At 76.4% G+C, this 18,049-nt stretch carries 4 protein-coding genes; all 4 read left to right on the forward strand.

Annotated features, from left to right (window positions below; all coding sequences use genetic code 11):
- The first annotated feature begins 63 nt into the window (after nucleotides 1-63).
- The 4 genes from ACFVQ3_RS15170 to ACFVQ3_RS15185 are packed head-to-tail and all read left to right on the forward strand — an operon-like array spanning nucleotide 64 to nucleotide 18,048.
- Nucleotides 64-1,092 carry an ABC transporter substrate-binding protein gene (locus tag ACFVQ3_RS15170; protein WP_387640638.1) on the forward strand — a complete coding sequence of 343 codons (1,029 nt, stop codon included), beginning with the start codon at nucleotides 64-66 and terminating at the stop codon, nucleotides 1,090-1,092.
- The gene (locus tag ACFVQ3_RS15175; RefSeq protein WP_387640641.1) at nucleotides 1,092-4,631 is read left to right on the forward strand and encodes an amino acid adenylation domain-containing protein; all 3,540 of its coding nucleotides are present in this window, start codon (nucleotides 1,092-1,094) and stop codon (nucleotides 4,629-4,631) included. Before ACFVQ3_RS15170 ends, ACFVQ3_RS15175 begins: the two co-directional genes overlap by 1 nt.
- Nucleotides 4,628-13,804, forward strand: coding sequence for a condensation domain-containing protein (locus tag ACFVQ3_RS15180; RefSeq protein ID WP_387640644.1), 9,177 nt, complete (start codon nucleotides 4,628-4,630; stop codon nucleotides 13,802-13,804). The genes ACFVQ3_RS15175 and ACFVQ3_RS15180 overlap by 4 nt, the downstream gene beginning before the upstream one ends.
- Nucleotides 13,801-18,048: an amino acid adenylation domain-containing protein gene (locus tag ACFVQ3_RS15185; RefSeq protein WP_387640646.1), complete on the forward strand. Its 4,248-nt coding sequence runs from the start codon at nucleotides 13,801-13,803 to the stop codon at nucleotides 18,046-18,048. Before ACFVQ3_RS15180 ends, ACFVQ3_RS15185 begins: the two co-directional genes overlap by 4 nt.
- Nucleotide 18,049 lies beyond the last annotated feature (1 nt).

The following is an 18,049-nucleotide window of genomic DNA, read 5'->3' on the forward strand; positions in this document are numbered from 1 at the left end:
GTCCACGCGCCACCACCGATCCACCGCACGACCTCGCCAGACCCACCTCAAGGAGAAACCCGCATGTCCAGCACCCGAACCCTCACCACCGCACGTGGTACCCGGACCTCGCGCGCCACCGCCTGGCTGCTCGTCCCGGCCCTCGCCGCGGTCCTCGCCGTGGGCGGGTGCGCGAGCGGCACGTCGGCCGCCGACGAGCCCGCCGGCTCGTCGGCCGAGGCCGGCACGCGCACGGTCGAGACCGCGTTCGGGAAGGTCGACATCCCCGCCGACCCGCAGCGCGTCGTCGCCCTCGAGGGCGGCACGGGGCCGCTCCTCGAGGCGGGCATCGTGCCGGTCGCGACCGCGGACGGCGACTGGGCCGAGTCCTACCTGCCCGAGGAGTTCGAGCAGGTCGCGGACCTGCCGATCGTGATGGGCGCGGACGGCTGGGACTACGAGAAGATCGCGTCGCTGGGGCCCGACCTGATCGTCGGGTTCGTGCGCGGTGGCAAGGAGGAGGAGCTCAGCGCCGAGAAGAAGGCCGACTTCGACAAGCTGTCGCAGATCGCCCCGACCGTCCTCATCCGCGCCACGGGCTCGGCGACCGTCAAGGACGCGTCGGTCGAGATCGCGACGGCGCTCGGCGCGGGCGAGGAGGCCGAGGCGACGAAGGCTGAGTACGAGGCGCGCGTCGCGGAGATCAAGGAGACCTACGGCGACGTCATCGCGGCCAACACGTTCGCCGGGCTCGACTCGTTCGAGGAGATCACGGTCTACTCGCAGATCTCCTGGATCGGCGGGATCCTCACCGACATCGGCGCGCCGCTGCCCGCGGTCGTGGCCGACGAGACGACCGAGAACGGCGCGTTCCTGTCCTACGAGCAGCTCGGCCAGGTCGCCGACGCGACGGTCGTGCTCACCGAGCAGACGGTCGACGGCCAGCCCGGCCCCGGCGCCGAGGAGCTCGAGGCCGCGTCGACCTACCAGTCGCTCCCCGCCGTGACCGCGGGGCACGCGTACGGCGTCCGCTACTTCTTCGCGGACCGCTACAGCCTGGCGCTCGACGTCCTCGACCAGCTCGAGATCGTGCTCAAGGACCTCCAGGGCTGATGACGACGTCCTCCGCCCCCGACCTCCTGGCGTCCGGCCCCGACGCCGGCCCCGGCGCCCGCGCCGTGCCCGTCGTGCCGCTCGTGCCGGTCGCCCCGGTCCTGTCCGGGCCGCGCACCGCCGAGGCCCCGCTCGCGGGCCTCCCGCTCACGACCGCGCAGCTCGGCGTGATCGGGGCGCAGCTCGTGCGCCCCGACACGTCCGCGTTCGCGGTGGGCGAGGTCGTCGAGATCGCGGGCGAGGTGGACACGGGCGTGCTCGCGCTCGCGGTCGAGCTGGTGGTCGGGGAGACGGAGGCGCTGCGGACGGCGTTCGTGGTGTCCGACGACGTCGCGCAGGTCGTCCACCCGGCCGGTGGCCCCGCGCTCACGAGGGCGCGCGCGGACGCCACGACCGGCGGCGTCCGGGTCCTCGACCTGTCGGGGGTGCCCGACGCCCGGGAGCGCGCGGCCGCCCTCGTCGAGACCGACCGGGCGCTGCCCTTCGCGCTCGACGTCCCGGGGCTGGCCCGTCAGACGATCGTCCGGCTCGACGCGACGACGGTGTGGTGGTCCCTCGTGGTGCACCACGCGATCCTCGACGCGTACGGGATCACGCTCGTCGTGCGCCGCGTCGCCGAGGTCTTCACCGCGCTCACCTCGGGGCGCGACGTGGGCCCGAGCCCGTTCGGGAAGGTCGCCGACGTCGTGGCCGAGGAGACCCGCTACGCCGCGTCCCCCGGTCGGGAGCGGGACCGGGAGCACTGGGCCTCGCGGGTGGGCGCCCTCGACGGGGGTCCGGGGAGCTTCAGCGAGGGGCCGCTCCCGGAGCCCGCCGCCGGTCCGGTCCCGGCCGACGCCGTGGTGCGCGTCGCGCACGAGGTGGGCTGCGCCGTCCGGCCGCTCGAGGAGGTCGCCGCGCGGACCGGCGCCGGCTGGCCCGACGTCGTCGCTGCGACCTTCGCCGTGCACCTCGCCCTCGTCGCGGGACGCCGTCGCGTGAGCGTCGCGATGCCCGCGATGAACCGCATGGGGTCGGTCGCGGCCGTCGTGCCGACCATGCGGGTCAACGTCCTGCCCGTCGTGGTCGACGTCGCACCCGGGCAGCAGGTCGACGAGCTCGTGTCGCAGGTCCGAGAGCGCGTGGGCGAGCTGCGCCGCCACGGGCGCTACCCCGCCGAGCAGATCGTGCGGGACGCGGGCTCGGCCGTGACCGCGGCCGAGCTCAACGTCAAGCTCTTCGACCACGACCTGCGCTTCGGCGACGCCGTCGGCAGGCTGCGCAACGTGGCCGAGGGCCCGGTCGACGACCTCGCGGTCTCGGTCGTGCGCGTCCCCGGGCCGGACGGCGACGAGCTGCGTCTGGTGGGCACCGCGCCCGCCCGCCTCTTCACCGCGCCCGACGTCGCCGCCCGCCTGCGCGAGCTGGCCCACCTCCTCGAGAGCGTGGGCGGGGCCGAACCCGGTGCGCGGGTCGGGAGCCTCGGCCTCGCGCCCGCGGCGACCGAGGCCGCGATCGTCGCGGCCTCGACCGGCCCCGCGCTCCCCGGGGGCTCGCTGCCCGCGGTCGCCGGGGCGCTGTTCGACCAGGCGGTGGCCCTGCGCGGCGACGCCGTGGCGCTCGTCGCGCGCGAAACCTCGACGTTCCGTGCGCTCGACGAGGCCGTCGCGCACCTCGCCGGACGCCTGGTCGCCGCCGGCGCCCGGTCCGACACGCTCGTCGCGATCGACCTGCCGCGCGGCACCGACTACGTCGTGACGCTGCTCGCCCTGCACCGCTGCGGGGCCGCCGCGCTCCTGCTCGACGACCGGACCCCGCCCGCGCGGCGCCTCGCGCTCGTCGACAGGCACGAGGCGCGGCTCGTCGTCGCCGACGTCACCGGTACTGCCGGTGGTGGCCGGGACGCCGTGGGTGGCGAGGTGGCAGTCACGGACCGGGCCCTCCACAGCGGCGACGGCTTCCTGTGGAAGGGGCGCGTCGTCGTCGGGCCGCGCGGGGACGCCACCGCCCGGGGCGAGACGCCCCTGTGGCACGCGCTCGACGTACCCCGCGACGCGCTCGCCTACGTCCTGCACACCTCGGGCTCGACGGGCGAGCCCAAGGCCGTCGGCATCAGCCACGGCGCGCTCGCACAGTTCCTCGCGTACCACCAGGAGCACGTCGTCCCGTGTGCGGGGCGGTACCCGGCCCCGGCGCAGCGCGTCGCGCAGACCATGCCGCTCGTGTTCGACGGCTCGTGGGACACGCTCCTCACGCTCCTGCTCGGGCACGAGCTCCACCTGCTCGACGTCGAGCAGTACCGCGACCCCGGGACCCTCGTGGACCTCGTCGTCGAGCGCGGCATCCACCGCATCGACCTCACGCCCACCGTCATGTCGGCCGTGGTCGAGGCCGGGCTGCTCGAGCGCGACCACGAGCTGCGGACCGTGTCCGTGGGCGGTGAAGCCTGCCCGCCCGCGCTGTGGACCACGCTGCGTGCGCAGCCCGGGCTCGACGTCCTCAACCTGTACGGGCCCACCGAGTACACGGTCGACGCCGTGGGTGCGACCGGCGACGACGCGGACCAGCCGGTGATCGGGCGGCCGCTCAGCGCCACGGCCGCCCTGGTGCTCGACCAGCACCTGCGTCCCGTGCCCGCCGGCGTGGTCGGCGAGCTCTACCTCGCCGGCCCCCAGCTCGCGCGCGGCTACCTGCGCCGCCCCGACCTCACGGCCGAGCGCTTCGTCGCCAACCCGTTCGGGACGCCCGGCACGCGCATGTACCGCACGGGCGACCTCGCGCGCCGCGACGCAGGGGGGCTGCTGCACTACGTCGGTCGCCGCGACCACCAGGTCAAGATCCGCGGGTTCCGCGTCGAGCCCGGCGAGACCGAGGCTGCGCTGCTCGCGCTGCCCGGCGTCGCGCAGGCGACCGTGCAGGCGCGCAGGTCGGCGCTCGGGGCGCGTCTCGTCGCGTACGTCGTGGGCCCGGGCCTCGCGGGTGACGCGCTGCGGACGGCGCTCGCGGGAGTGCTGCCCGAGCACCTGGTGCCCTCGGCGGTCGTGGTGCTCGACGCGCTGCCGCTCACGACCAACGGCAAGCTCGACGTCGCGGCGCTCCCCGACCCGGCGTCTCTCTCGCCGACGGTGACGGACCCGCCCGCCGAGGGTGACGGGCCCGCCCGCCGAGGGCGACCCGACCTCCCGCCGACGGTGACCGACGTGGCGCTCGCGTTCGCCTCGGCCCTCGACTGCGGCCCCGTCCCGCCCGACGCCGACTTCTTCGCGCTCGGCGGCGACAGCATCCGCGCGATCCACGTCGTGGCGCGCCTGCGCGAGAAGGGCTGGCGGTCGAGCGTGCAGGACGTGTTCGAGCAGCGCACCGTCGTGGGCGTCGCCGACCGGCTGCGGCCGCTCGAACCCGTCGCGCCGACCGCTGGGCCGACCACACGGGCGACGGAGTCTCCAGGTGCTCGCGCCCCGGCCGCCGAAGCCCCGCTCCTCGACCTCGCGCCCGGCGACCTCGACCGCCTCGGCGCACTCCTCGGCGACCGCCGACGCACACGGAAGGCACGACCATGAGCTCGACCGAGGCCATCGAGGCCGTCTGGCCCCTCACCGCGTTGCAGCGTGCGCTGACCGCGCACGCGGGGCTCACCGAGGGCCAGGACCCGTACGTGGGGCAGACCCTCGTCGAGCTGCGCGGCCCCCTCGACGGCCCCGCGCTCGAACGCAGCCTCGACGCGCTGCTCGTGGCGCACCCGAACCTGCGCGCGGGCTTCGCGGTCGACGACGACCTGGACCCGGTCCAGTTCGTCCCCACCCAGGCCACGGCCGAGGTCGTCTGGTACGACGCGGACGTCCCGGAGGCCGTGGGCGCTGATGCGGGACGGGGACGGGGCCGGGGCGCGGGCGCAGGGCCGGTGGGCAAGGACGCGGCCTCCGGGGCCGACCGGGCCCTGCGGGACGCGACCCGTGCCGCGGCAGAGGCCGAGCGGTCGCTGCCGTTCGACCCGGCCGACCCGCCGCTCGTGCGCTTCGGGGTCGTCTCGCTCGGTGCGGAGCACCACGTGCTGATCGTCACGAGCCACCACCTGGTGCTCGACGGCTGGTCGATGCCGTTGCTCGTGCGCGAGGTCGCGCGGCTCTACGGGGCCGAGCTGTCCGCCGAGGGTGACGGACCCACCCGCCGAGGGCGACCGGACTCGTCGCCGACGGTGACCGACACACCGCCGACGGTGACCGACTCGCCCGCCGAGGGCGACGCCCTCGCCCTGGCCCTCGCCCCCGCGCGCGGCCGGTTCGTCGACCACCTCGTCTGGCTGGGCCGGCAGGACACCGCAGCAGCTCACGCGCACTGGCGCGACGCCCTCGCCGACGTCGAGCCGTCCCGCTGGCCCGCGGCCGACGAGTGGGCGACGGACGGAGCCCCCGCGGACAGGTTCACGACCCACCGCTTCCTCGACTCGACCGTCGTCGAGGCCGTCCGCGGAGGAGCACGCACCCAGGGCGTCACGTCGGCCACGCTAGTGCGCACCGCCTGGGGCCTGACCGTCGCGGCCCACGCCGGGTCGACCAGCGCGACCTTCGCCGTCCCGGTCGCGCTCCGCAGCCCCGAGGTCGAGCACGCCGACGAGATCGTCGGGATGCTCACCGAGTCGGTCGTGGCACGGGTCGACGCCGACGCCGCCACGACCCTCGGCGAGGTCGTCACCGACCACTCCCGCCGGTGGAACGCCTCGTGGGACCACCAGCACGTCGGGCTGCGCGGCATCCAGGCGGCAGCCGGATCCGAGACGCCCGTCGCGACGACGCTCCTGTCGTTCGAGCAGGCACCCGGCGTCGGGGTGGTCGCGCCCACGATCGTGGGCCTCGACCCCGTGCACCTTCGCGTGCTCGCGACGCACGACGACACGCACTTCCCCCTCGCGCTCGCGGTCGACGCCGGACCCGACACCTGGGACCTCGCGCTCGACGCGCGCTCGGCCGCCTTCTCGGCAGCGGCGGCCGACGCTCTCCTCGCGACGTTCGAGAGGATCCTCGTCGCGACCGCCACGGCTCCGGGGGCGCGGGTCGCGAGCCTCGACCTCGTCCCGAGGCGTCCCGGCGGCGCGACGTCGGACGGTGCAGCCGCCGCGTCCACCGCCGGTGCACCCACCGCTGCCGAGCCCGCTGCCGAGGCCTCTGCCGAGGCCTCTGTCGAGCCCTCTACCGAGCCCGCTGCCGAGCCCGCCGGCGGCGTGCCGCCCACAGCCCCGACGCCTGATCCGGCCGTCGCCCCCGCACCGACGACCCCTCCCGCCCTCGTCACCGAGGTCCTCGCCGGCTCGATCGCGCGGCACCCGGACGCGGGCGCGCTCGTCGTCGGGGACCGACGGTGGACGTTCGCCGAGCTCGACCTCGCGGTCACGCGCGCCGAGCGTCGCCTCACGGCCTGCGGGGCCCTGCCGGGCGACGCGCTCGCGATCGACCTGCCGCGCGACGAGCGGATCGTGCACGTGATCCTCGCGGCACTGCGCCGCGGACTGGCCGTGACGCCCCTGCCGCACGGGGCGCCCGAGCGTCGCGCGCACGTCCTGCGGATCAGCGGGGCGCGCCTCCTGTGGGACGAGACCGGTCCGCGCCCTCTCGACGCGGCGCCCGCGCCGACCGTGACGGACGTGCCCGGGGCGAGCGCCGCCGTCGGGCCCGACGACGCGCCTGCGGCGGCCCGGACGCCCGCGCCGAGCACCGCCGTCGGGCACGACCTGCCGCCCGCTCCCGATGCGGCGACCCTGCGCGCGTGCGTCGGCAGCATCATCTTCACGTCCGGCTCGACGGGCGAGCCCAAGGGCGTGGCCGTGGGGCAGGACGCGCTCGCGCACCTGCTCGAGCGGCACCGCACCGAGCTCTACCCGCCGGGCGAGCGCCTGCGGGTCGCGCACACCGCGGCGTTCTCGTTCGACGCGCACTACGACGCGTTCCTGGCGCTCGCCGCGGGACACGAGCTGCACGTGCTCGACGAGGACGTCTTCCTCGACCCGGTCGCGCTGCGCGACTACGCGGCCGAGCACACGATCGACTACCTCGACTTCACGCCGACGGTCTGGGGTGCGCTGCTCGCGGGCGCCGAGTGGGCACGCCTGCCGAGGATCTGCGTCGCGGGCGGCGAGGCGTTCGGGCCCGCGCTGTGGACGAGGATGCGGGAGCTCGCGGCCCCGACCGGGGCGCGGGTCGTCAACCTGTACGGGCCGACCGAGGCGACCGTCGACGCCCTCGCGGCCGACGTCGCGGACACGGTCGAGCCTGTCGTCGGGCGACCTGTGGGCCGCACGCAGGCCGTGGTGCTCGACGCCGCGCTGCGCGAGGTCCCCGCCGGGACCGTGGGCGAGCTGTACCTCGCAGGACCCCAGCTCGCCGAGGCGTACCTGGGCCGCGCGGGACTGACCGCGAGCCGCTTCGTCGCCCGCCCCGGCGGGTTCCCGGGCGAGCGCATGTACCGCACGGGCGATCTCGCCCGCCGCGCTGAGGACGGCACCCTGAGCCTGCTCGGGCGCAACGACGACCAGATCTCGCTGCACGGGTTCCGCATCGAACCGGGCGAGGTCGAGCAGGCGCTCGTCGCTCTCGACGGCGTGTCCGAGGCCGCGGTCGTGCTCGCCGAGCATCCGCGATGGGGGAGCAGGCTCGTCGCGTACGTGACGGGGCCCGGGGGCCCCGACCCGGAGGCGTTGCGCGCCGCCGCGGCCGAACGCCTCGCACGACACCTCGTGCCGACCGCGTTCGTCACGCTCGACGCCCTGCCCCTCACGCGCCACGGCAAGCTCGACCGCCGTGCGCTGCCCGCGCCCGACTGGGACGGGTCGCGGACCTCCGGGCGCGGCGCGGCGCCCTCCGGGCGGCTCACCGCTGGACCGACGCCCGTCGAGGCGCAGGTCCACGCGGCCGCCGCGCGCGTCCTGGGTGGGGAAGGCGTCGGCCTCGACGAGAGCTTCTTCGCCGCGGGCGGCGACAGCATCGACGCGCTCCAGCTGATCGCCGCCCTGCGCCGAGAGGGGCTCGTCCTCACGCCCGCGGACCTGTTCGCGGCGCGCACGCCGCGCGAGATGGCGCGTCGCGCCCGGCCCGACGGCGCCGCGTCCCTCAGCGGATCCGCCGGCCCGGACGGGGGTCCGGGCAGGGGCGCCGACGTGCTCGTGGCGCTGACCGACGCGCAGGCTGCCGCGTTCGACGAGCACGTGCGCGCCGTCGTGGCGGGCGCGACGCGCGTCGTCGACGTGCTGCCCCTGACCCCGACCCAGCTCGGCATGGTCGCCGAGGCCGCGCGGGACGTGGCCGACGCCTACCGCACGACGACCCGGTTCACGGTGACCGGGCTGGGCGACGACGGGACCGCGCGGGTCACGGAGGCCGTGCAGGTGCTCGTGGACCGCCACGCGAACCTGCGGGGCGGCGTGCTCCAGCTCGACCTGCCGGCGCCGGTCTTCTTCGTGCCCGACACCGTCCGGGTGCCCGTCGCCGAGCGCGACGGCCGGGGGCTCGATGCCGTGGCGCTGGCCGCCCTGCTCGACGAGGTGGACCTCGCCGAGCGCTCCCGGCTGGGCGACCTGTCGCTCGCGCCGCTCGTGTCGGGCGCGGTCGTGCGGACGGGCGACGACGAGCACGTCCTCGTCCTCGCGATGCACCACCTGCTGACCGACGGGTGGTCGGTGCCGCTCCTTGCGGAGGACCTGCGGAGGACTCTCACGGCGGGTGGTGCGTCGGGTGCTGCGTCGGACGGAGGGGTGGCCGCGGCCGCTGCCGCTGCCGCTGCCGCCGCTGCCGCCGCCGCGACGGCGGGCGTCGAGGCGGGCCGTGCGGGGACGAGCGCGCCGTCCTTCCGCGACTACCTGACGTGGCTGCGTGATGCGGAGGCGACCCGTGCCGAGGTCGAGGCGCTGTGGCGAGCCGAGCTCGACGGGGTCGAGGAGGCGTCGCTGCTGGGGGTGCTGCCTGCTGGCGCCGGGACGCCGAGGGTGACGGACTCGCCCGCCGAGGGTGACGGGTCCGCCCGTCGAGGGCGACTGACCGGGACGCCGAGGGTGACGGACTCGCCCGCCGAAGGTGACGCGCGCGTCGTCACGACGCTCCCTGAGTGCGCCCACGGACTCCGGGACGCCGCGCGGCGTGCCGAGGTCACGGCCGCGACCGTCGTGCAGACCGCCTGGGGCCTCGTCGTCGCAGCGCTGACGGGCCAGCCGGAGGCCGTCGTGGGTTCGACCGTGGCCGGTCGCCCGACCGACCTGGACGGTGCCGACCGCATCATCGGCATGTTCGTGGGCTCGTCGCCGGTACGCGTCCCGGCAGGAGCGCACCACACGGCGGACGCGCTGCTCCAGGACGTCCAGGCGCGACAGGCTCGCCTGCTCGACGCCCACCACCTGGGCCTGCCGTCGATCGCCCGGATCGCCGGTCACGCACTGTTCGACACCCTCGTGGTCGTCGAGAGCTATCCGCGCGGGACTGACGCGGTCGCCCTCGGTGAGGACGCGGTCGCCCTCGGCGGCGGCGCCGTCACCCTCGACACGGCGACCGGTCACCCTCGGCGAGGAGGGGCGTCACCCTCGGCAGCCGGGGACGTCACCCTCGGCGGGCCGGCACGTCACCCTCGGCCCGTGGGGGTCGTCCCCACCGGCGGCCACGACGCGACGCACTACCCCGTGACCGTCACCGTCCTGCCCTCCGCGGACGGCGGGCTCACGATCGAGCTCGAGGAGCGCCCCGGCGCGCTCGACCCCGCAGTCAGCGCCGTCCTCCCGGCCGCGCTCACCGCGGCCGTCGAGCACCTGGCCCGCGGGGGCGTCCTCCCGACGGCCTACGCACTCGTCGGGGAGGTGCGCGTCCCGCGCCAGACCCGCACCGGGGCCGCACCCCGCACAGGGGCTCCGGAGTCCCTGCCCGCTCCCCGAGCCGACGCCCAGGGCGACGAGCGCGCGCTGGTGAGCGGCGCCGTCGGGCCGCAGGAGCAGCAGGCGGACGAGCGCACCGAGCGCGTCCGTGCCGAGATCGCCCGTGTCCTGGGCGACGAGGTCGGCCCGACGACCGACTTCTTCGCCGCTGGCGGCGACAGCATCAGCGCGATGCAGCTCGTCGGCGCGCTGCGCGGACGGGGGCTGGTCGTGACGGTCGGGGCGGTCTTCGCGGGTCGCACCGCGGCGGGCGTCGCGCTCGCCGCGACCGAGGTCACGCCCGCTCCCGCGCGACCGGCGGCGCGTACCGCTGAGGTCGCCGAGTCGGGCGACCTGCCGCTCACGCCCGCCCTCGCGTGGCTCCTGGAGGCCGGCGGTGACCACCGCGGGTTCGTCCAGGTGCGCGTCCTGCGCACGCCCGCCGACCTCACCGAGGACTCGTTGCGCGCGGCGCTCGCAGGTCTCGTGGAAGCCCACGGCGCACTACGTCTCGTGGTGCACGACGGCGCCGCGCGCGTCCTCGACGCGGCCTCGGCCGCCGTCGTGGCCGGGCCGGGCGACGTCCTGCACGTCACCGACGGCGGTCTCACCGAGGCGCTGCGCGGTGCGGCCGCGCAGGTCGATCCCGCGACCGGCCGGGTCCTGCGCGCGGTCTGGGACCGCGAGTCGCGCGAGCTGGCCCTCGTCGCCCACCACGTCGCGGTCGACGCCGTGTCGTGGCGCATCCTCGTGGACGACCTGGCGACGCTCGTCGCCGGCCGCTCGTTGCCGCACGCCTCGGCGAGCCTGCGCGCCGCGGCGACGGCCATGCACGACGAGGCCGCGCACCGGACCGGTGAGCTGCCCGCGTGGGTCGACGTGCACTCGGGCGACGCCGTCTCGTTGGCGTCCCGCCCGCTCGACCCGGCGCTCGACCCGGCGCTCGACACGGTGTCGAGCGCGCGCGAGGTCGTCGTGCGTCTCGGCGCCGACGACACGCGGCTCCTGCTCGGTCTCGCGCCCGAGCACCGCACGGACCACGTGCTCCTCGCGGCGCTGTCGCTCGCCGCGGCCGACGTGACGGCCGCCGACAGGGCTGCCGCCGACGTGGCCGCCGCTGACGACGCAGCCGCCGAGGCCGCAGCCGACAGGGTGCCGGGCTCGGCGCGCGCCGGGGTGGACCTCGTGGTCGAGACCGAGGGCCACGGGCGGCGCCTCGACGGCGAGGGCCCGGACCTGTCGCGCACGGTCGGCTGGTTCACCACGACCTGGCCCCTGCGCCTCGCCGCCGCCCCCGACCTCACGCCGACCGCGCACCTGCGCGCCACGGCCCGCCAGGCCGCTGCGGTCCCGGGGGACGGGCGGGCGTACGGCCTGCTGCGCCACCTGGCGCCGGGTGCGCCGGGTGCGCCGGGTGCGCGGGGCGCGGCGGGTGCGCCGTCCGCCTCGGCGGCGTTGCGCGACGCTGCGGCGGCCTGCCCGCCGCAGGTCCTCGTGAACTACCTGGGGCGTGAGACGGAGAGCACCGGCGACTGGGGGAGCGTGGCTGACGCCGCGCACCTCGAGTCCGCGCTCGACCTGCACGCCGACCTGCCCCTGTCGCACCCGGTCGAGCTCAACGCGTACGTGTCCGACGGCCCGGACGGGCCCGAGCTCGTGGCGCGCTGGCTGCTGTCCCCCGCGGTGTCCGGGATCGGGGTCGCGGCGTCACCGCCGGCGGGTGAGTCGGTCACCGTCGGCGACGCGGGCGGTCACCCTCGGCGCGAGGGGGCGTCACCCTCGGCGGGCGAGTCGGTCACCCTCGGCGGGGCGGCGGGCGAAGCGCTGATCGAGAGCTGGCTCGGGCGTCTGCGCGAGCTCGTCCGGGGGGCCGCCACCGAGGCGGCCGAGCCCGCGGACGGCCGGGTGTCCACGCTCCCGACGGGTACCCCGTGGCCGCTCACACCCGTCCAGCGCGGCATGGTCCTGCACGCCCTGGAGGCTCCGGTCGACCGGTACACGAGCGCGATCGACGTGGGCCTCGACGGTCCGCTCGACGTCGCCGCGCTGCGTGCCGCCGCCGCCGACGTCCTCGCTGCCCACCCGCAGCTGCGTCTCGCGGTCGCGGCGCGGGGTCCGCAGGACGTGGGCCTCGTCGTCACGGACGTCACCGAGGTCCCGTTGCGTGAGATCACCCTGCCCGACGACGTCGCTCACCCCGTGCGTGTCCCTCGAGATGCGGCCAACGGGGGTTCCAGCGGGCTTCCGACCCCAGATGGCCGCATCTCGGCGGCGGGGCCCGGCGAGGATCCCGAGCACGCACAGCCCGTCGCCCGTGACGCCGTGCGTCGGGCTCTCGACGAGATCATGGCCGACGAGCTCGACCGCCCGTTCGACCTGGCGCGCCCGCCGCTGCTGCGGCTCGTCGTCGTCCGGGTCGGCGCGCACGAGGGCGCCCGGCACCGGCTCGTCGTGACGAACCACCACGTGCTGCTCGACGGCTGGTCGGTACCGTTCCTCGTCGACCTCCTCCTGGGGGCGTACGTGCGCCGCGTCGGTGCACCCACGGGAGCGACGCCGTCGGGCAGCGGACCGACGACGCACCCGAACGGGCTCGTGCTGCCCACGCCGGGGACGGCCTGGCAGCTCTCACGGCGCCTCGCACGGCGTGACGCCGGCGCGGTCGGCGTGTGGCGCGACGCGCTCGTCGGAGCCCGGCCCGTCCGCGTGGCCGAGCCCGAGGACACGGGCGAGCGCCCGACCGTCCTGCACGCGGCGCCCGACGGCCTGGGCACGCGGCTCGTCGCCGCCGCCCGGGCAGCGCAGGTCACGACGGCCGACGTCGTGACCTCGGCCTGGGGGATCGTGCTCGCTGCCCTCACGGGCGAGCGCGACGTCCTCACGGGGACGACCGTCGCCGGGCGACCCGCGGAGGTCGAGGGCGCGCACGACGTGCTCGGGATGTTCGTCAACACGGTGCCCGTGCGGATCGTGGTCGCGCGCCCGGCGGGCAGCGCCACCTGGACCCTCACCGACCTGGTCCGCACGGTCCACGCGCGGCAGGCGCACCTGCGGGACGTCGACCACGTGGCGCTCGCGGACGTGCAGCGCGCGCTCGGGGTCGGCGAGCTGTTCGACACGCTGCTCGTGGTCGAGAACTACCCGCGCGACGCCGACGCCCAGCCGGGCGCGGGTGCCGGGCTGCGGATCACCGACGTCCAGGGCGACGACCGCACGCAGTACCCGCTCGCGCTGACCGTGGACGCGTCCGAGGGGCTGAGCGTGCAGCTCGACCACCTGGCGTCGGTGCCCACCGACCGCGCGCTGGCAGTCCTCGCGGCCGTCGTCGAGGTGCTCGGGCTGCTGGCCGACGCCCCCTCGACGCCGGTCGAGGACGTGCTGGGCGGGCTCGCGGAGCGGCACCCGGCGCTGCGCGAGCACGCCTCGGCCGGGCGCGCGTCGGCCGAGCACACGTCGGTCGGGCGGGCCGAGGACGGGACGCCCGCATCGGCGGGCGTGCCGGAGGGCGCACCCGTCGACGTCGTCCGCGAGGTCTTCGCCGAGGCGCTCGGCGTGCGGCGCGTCGCCGACGACGACAACTTCTTCGCCCTGGGCGGCGACTCGATCGTCGCGATGAAGGTCACGACGACGCTCCGCGCGCGGGGCTGGACGGTCGACCCGCGGTCGGTCTTCGCGGCGCCGACCCCGGCCACCCTCGCCCTGCGCGCCAGACCCACCGCCGTCGTGCCAGGACCAGCGAGGCCCCGAGAGCTCGCCGGTGCTGACAACCCTCCGCTCGTCTCCCCGCTCCTCGCGATGTCCGCGAGCGAGCTGGGCGACCTCGACGACCTGATGAGGAACCTGACATGACCACGACCGACGAGCGCACCGGCACGACCCCCGGGCCAGGCGCAGCCACCCCCGCGGCCCCCGCCCCCACGATCGCCGAGGTCCTGCCCCTGGCCCCGCTCCAGGAGGGGCTGCTCTTCCACGCGGTCTCGGAGGACACGGGCCTCGACGTGTACACCATGCAGTCGACGTACCGGTTCCCGGGCGGCGTCGACGAGCACGCGATGCGGCGTGCGTGCGAGTCGGTGCTGCGGCGGCACGCGGTCCTGCGCGCGGGCTTCGCGCACGAGCGCTTCGCCCGCCCGGTGCAGTTCGTGCCCACGGCGGTCACGGTCCCGTGGCGCGTCCACGACCTCTCCGACCTGGTGCTCGCGCGGCCCGACGACTACGCCTCCGCCCTCGACCGGCTCCAGTACGACGAGCGCCAGCGCCGCTTCACGATGGACCGCCCGCCGCTCATCCGCTTCGTGCTCGTGCGCCTCGGCGAGCAGGGGGCCGCGCTCGTCGTCACGAACCACCACATCCTGCTCGACGGCTGGTCCGACGCGCTGCTCGTGACCGAGCTCCTGCGGCACTACGCCGCGGGTGGCGAGGACGTGGGCCTGCCGCCCGCCCCGCAGTTCCGCGACTACCTCGCGTGGGTCGCCGCGCAGGACGACGACGCGGCGGCGCACGCCTGGGACATCTCGCTGTCGGGCCTCGCCGAGGGGACGCTCGTCGCCCCGCCGGACCCTCGCCGTCGGGCGTCGATGCCCGAGGTCGTCGAGCGCGACCTCGACCCGACCCTCTCGCTCGCGGTGCTCGCCCTGGCGCGCACGTGCGCGGTGTCGGTGAGCACGCTCTACTCGGCCGCGTGGGCGCTCGCGCTGCGCTCGGTCACGGGGAGCGACGACATCGTGTTCGGCAGCACCGTCTCCGGCCGCCCGCCCGCGCTCGCGGGGGTCGAGGAGATGGTCGGGCTGTTCCTCAACACCGTGCCCGTGCGCCTGATGACCCGGCCCGGTGAGCCGTTCCGCGACCTGGTGCGCCGCTTCCAGTCCGAGCAGGCAGAGCTCATGGACCACCACCACGTGAGCCTGGGCGAGCTCCAGCGTCGCGCGGGCGTCGGGACCCTGTTCGACACGCTCTACGTCATGCGCAACACGCCCGAGGACGACGCCGAGCTCGACCGCCTCAGCGCGGCCGTGGGCCTCGAGGACGTCGAGGGCGGCGACGCCACGCACTACCCGCTGACGTTCGTGGTCCACCCGGGACAGCCGTACCGCCTGATCCTGTCGCACCGCACGGACGTCGTGGACGCCACCCGGGCGGGAGCCCTGCTCGACCAGGTCGAGGCGGTCCTGCGGCGCGCGGTGGGTGCCCCGGACGCACCGGTCGCACGGGTCGCCGCGGTGCCCGACGACGTCGCGCCCCTCCTCCTGGCGCGTGGCCTCCGCGCGGCGCAGGACGTGGGCGACGACTCGTTGCTCGACCTGCTGGACCGGGCCGCCGCGGCCTACCCGCGGCGCACCGCGCTGGTCCACGGCACCGACTCGGTGACGTTCGCCCGGCTCGGTGAACGAGTCGACCTGCTCGCGCGCTCCCTGGTCGCGGCCGGGGCCGGGCCCGAGGACGTCGTGGCGCTCGCGGTGCCGCGCGGGATCGACTTCGTCGTCGCGCTGTTCGCGACCCTGCGGGCCGGGGCGGCGTACGTGCCGCTCGACGCCGCGCACCCGGCCGACCGGCTGTGCGCGATCGTCGAGGCAGCCGGGGCCCGCGCCGTGGTGCTGGACGAGGGGTTCCGGGGGCTCGTGGGCCCGGTGCTGGCGGGCCGCGCGGTGGTGCCGGTGAGCCCGCCGCCGACGGTGACGCCCCTGCCTGCCGAGGGTGACGCACCCCCCGCCCAGGGCGACGCACACCCCGCCCGCGGTGCCGGCCCGTGGCCCGCCTACCGGCACGACCGCCTTGCCTACGTCATGTACACCTCGGGCTCGACGGGCGCGCCCAAGGGCGTGGCGATCGAGCACGGCGGGCTGGTCAACATGCTGCGCAACCACCGCACGGAGATCTTCGAGCCGCTCGTCGCGTCGCGTCCGGCAGGGGTCCGCGACCAGCCCGTCCGGGTCGCGCACACGGTCTCGTTCGCGTTCGACATGTCGTGGGAGGAGCTGCTGTGGCTCGTCGACGGCCACGAGGTGCACCTGCTCGACGAGGCCGTGCGACGCGACCCGCACGCCATGGCGACGTACTGCGCCGCGGAGCGGATCGACGTCGTCAACGTGACCCCCTCGGTGTGCTCGGCGCTCCTCGCGGAGGGGCTGCTCCACGAGGGCAGGCACCGCCCGGGCTTGGTGCTGCTGGGCGGTGAGGCCGTGGGCGCGGAGGTGTGGGACGCGATAGTCGCCACCCCGGGGACGCGCGGCTACAACCTGTACGGCCCGACCGAGTACACGATCAACACGCTCGGCGGTGGCACGGACGAGAGCCTGCGCCCGACCGTCGGGCGTCCCATCGCCAACACGTCGGTGTACGTCCTGGACTCGGGCCTCGCGCCCGCGCCGGACGGCACGCCGGGCGAGCTGTACGTGAGCGGGATCGGGCTGGCCCGCGGGTACCACGGAGCGCCCGGGCTGAGCGCCGAGCGGTTCGTCGCGGACCCGTTCGGGGTGCCGGGCGGGCGCATGTACCGCACGGGTGACGTCGTGCGCCGCCGGCCCGACGGGCAGCTCGACTTCCTGGGGCGCAGCGACGGACAGGTCAAGATCCGGGGCTACCGGGTCGAGCCGGGGGAGTCGCAGGCGGTGCTGGCGCGTGACCCGCGGGTCGCGCAGTGCGCGGTCGTCGCGCGCCGGGGGGTCGGGGACGGCCACGTCCTGGTGGGCTACGTGGTGCTCGCCGAGGGGGTCGAGCCACCCGCCGAGGGTGACGCCGACGTGCTCGCCGACGTCCTGCGGACCATGCGCCGCACGGTCCCGGACCACCTGGTCCCCTCGGCCCTCGTCCCGCTCGACGGGCTGCCCCTGACGCCGCACGCGAAGCTCGACGTCCGGCGCCTGCCCGCGCCCGACCTCACCCGCGAGGGTGGGCGCGAGCCCCGGACCGACCTCGAGCGTGAGCTCTGCGCGATCTTCGCCGAGGTCCTGGGCGTGACGACCTTCGGTGCCGACGACGACTTCTACGCCGCAGGGGGCCACTCGCTCCTGGCGATGCGGGCGGTGTCGATGGTCCGGACGCGGTTGGGGCGCCCGCTCAGCGTCGGCGTCCTCGTGACCGCCCCGACCGTCGAGGCGGTCGTCGCGCACTGGGACGCCCCGGAGACCGACCCGTTCGCGGGCACGCTCACGCTGCGCGCTCCCTCTCCGGGGGGCGGGGCCGCTCCGCTCTTCTGCCTCGCTCCGGCGGGCGGCCTCGGGTGGTCGTTCGCGTCGCTCGTCCCGCACGTCCCGGCGGGGACGGCGGTGTACGCGCTCCAGTCGCCGCGTCTGGCGGGGCCCGACGGCGCACCCACCTCGCTCGTCGACCTCGCCGAGCAGTCGGTCCGGTCGGTGCGCGAGGTGCAGCCGCGCGGGCCGTACCACCTGCTCGGCTACTCGTTCGGGGCGCACCTGGCCCACCTCGTGGCGACGCGCCTGCAGGAGGCGGGGGACGTCGTCGCGAGCCTGACGATGCTCGACGCCGAGGCCGTCGTGCCCGGGGTGGGCAGCGCCGTCGGGCAGGGAGGTCACCCCGGGCAGGGGAGTGCGTCACCCTCGGCGGGCGGGCTCGTCACCCTCGGCGGGCCGGACGGTCACCCTCGGCGGGGGAGTGCGTCACCGTCGGCGGAGGAGGCCGACGAGCTCGCGGGCGTCGAGATCGACGCCCTCCGGTCCCTGCTCGCCGCCGGCGGCGCCGATCCTCACCTGCTCGCCCGGCCCACGCGCGACGACGTCCTCGACGTCCTGGCCGACGCGCCCGGCGCCTGGGCCGACCTCGACGAGGACGGGCTCGCCGCCGTCGTCGACACCTACCTGTACTCGTGCGACCTCATGGGCCAGGCCCGCTACACGCCGTTCCGCGGCGACCTGCTGCTCTTCACGGCGCAGGAGGGCACCGACCTCCACGACCTCACGGCCCAGCGCGACGCCTGGGCCCCGCACGTGACCGGCACCGTGACCCAGCACGCGGTCCTCGCGGGCCACCACGACATGGTGTCGCCCGCGGCGATCGGCCAGCTCGGCCCGGTCCTCGCACGGCACCTCGACCAGGCCCCTGCGGCCGCCCGACCCAGCACCGACGAGAGGCACTGAC

Origin of the sequence: Oerskovia sp. NPDC057915 (genome assembly GCF_042887685.1) — a bacterium.
Lineage (GTDB): Bacteria > Actinomycetota > Actinomycetes > Actinomycetales > Cellulomonadaceae > Oerskovia.

Coding starts and splice junctions, on each gene's coding strand:
- ACFVQ3_RS15170 (WP_387640638.1), top strand. CDS start 64: ATGTCCAGCACCCGAACCCTCACCACCGCACGTGGTACCCGGACCTCG.
- ACFVQ3_RS15175 (WP_387640641.1), top strand. CDS start 1,092: ATGACGACGTCCTCCGCCCCCGACCTCCTGGCGTCCGGCCCCGACGCC.
- ACFVQ3_RS15180 (WP_387640644.1), top strand. CDS start 4,628: ATGAGCTCGACCGAGGCCATCGAGGCCGTCTGGCCCCTCACCGCGTTG.
- ACFVQ3_RS15185 (WP_387640646.1), top strand. CDS start 13,801: ATGACCACGACCGACGAGCGCACCGGCACGACCCCCGGGCCAGGCGCA.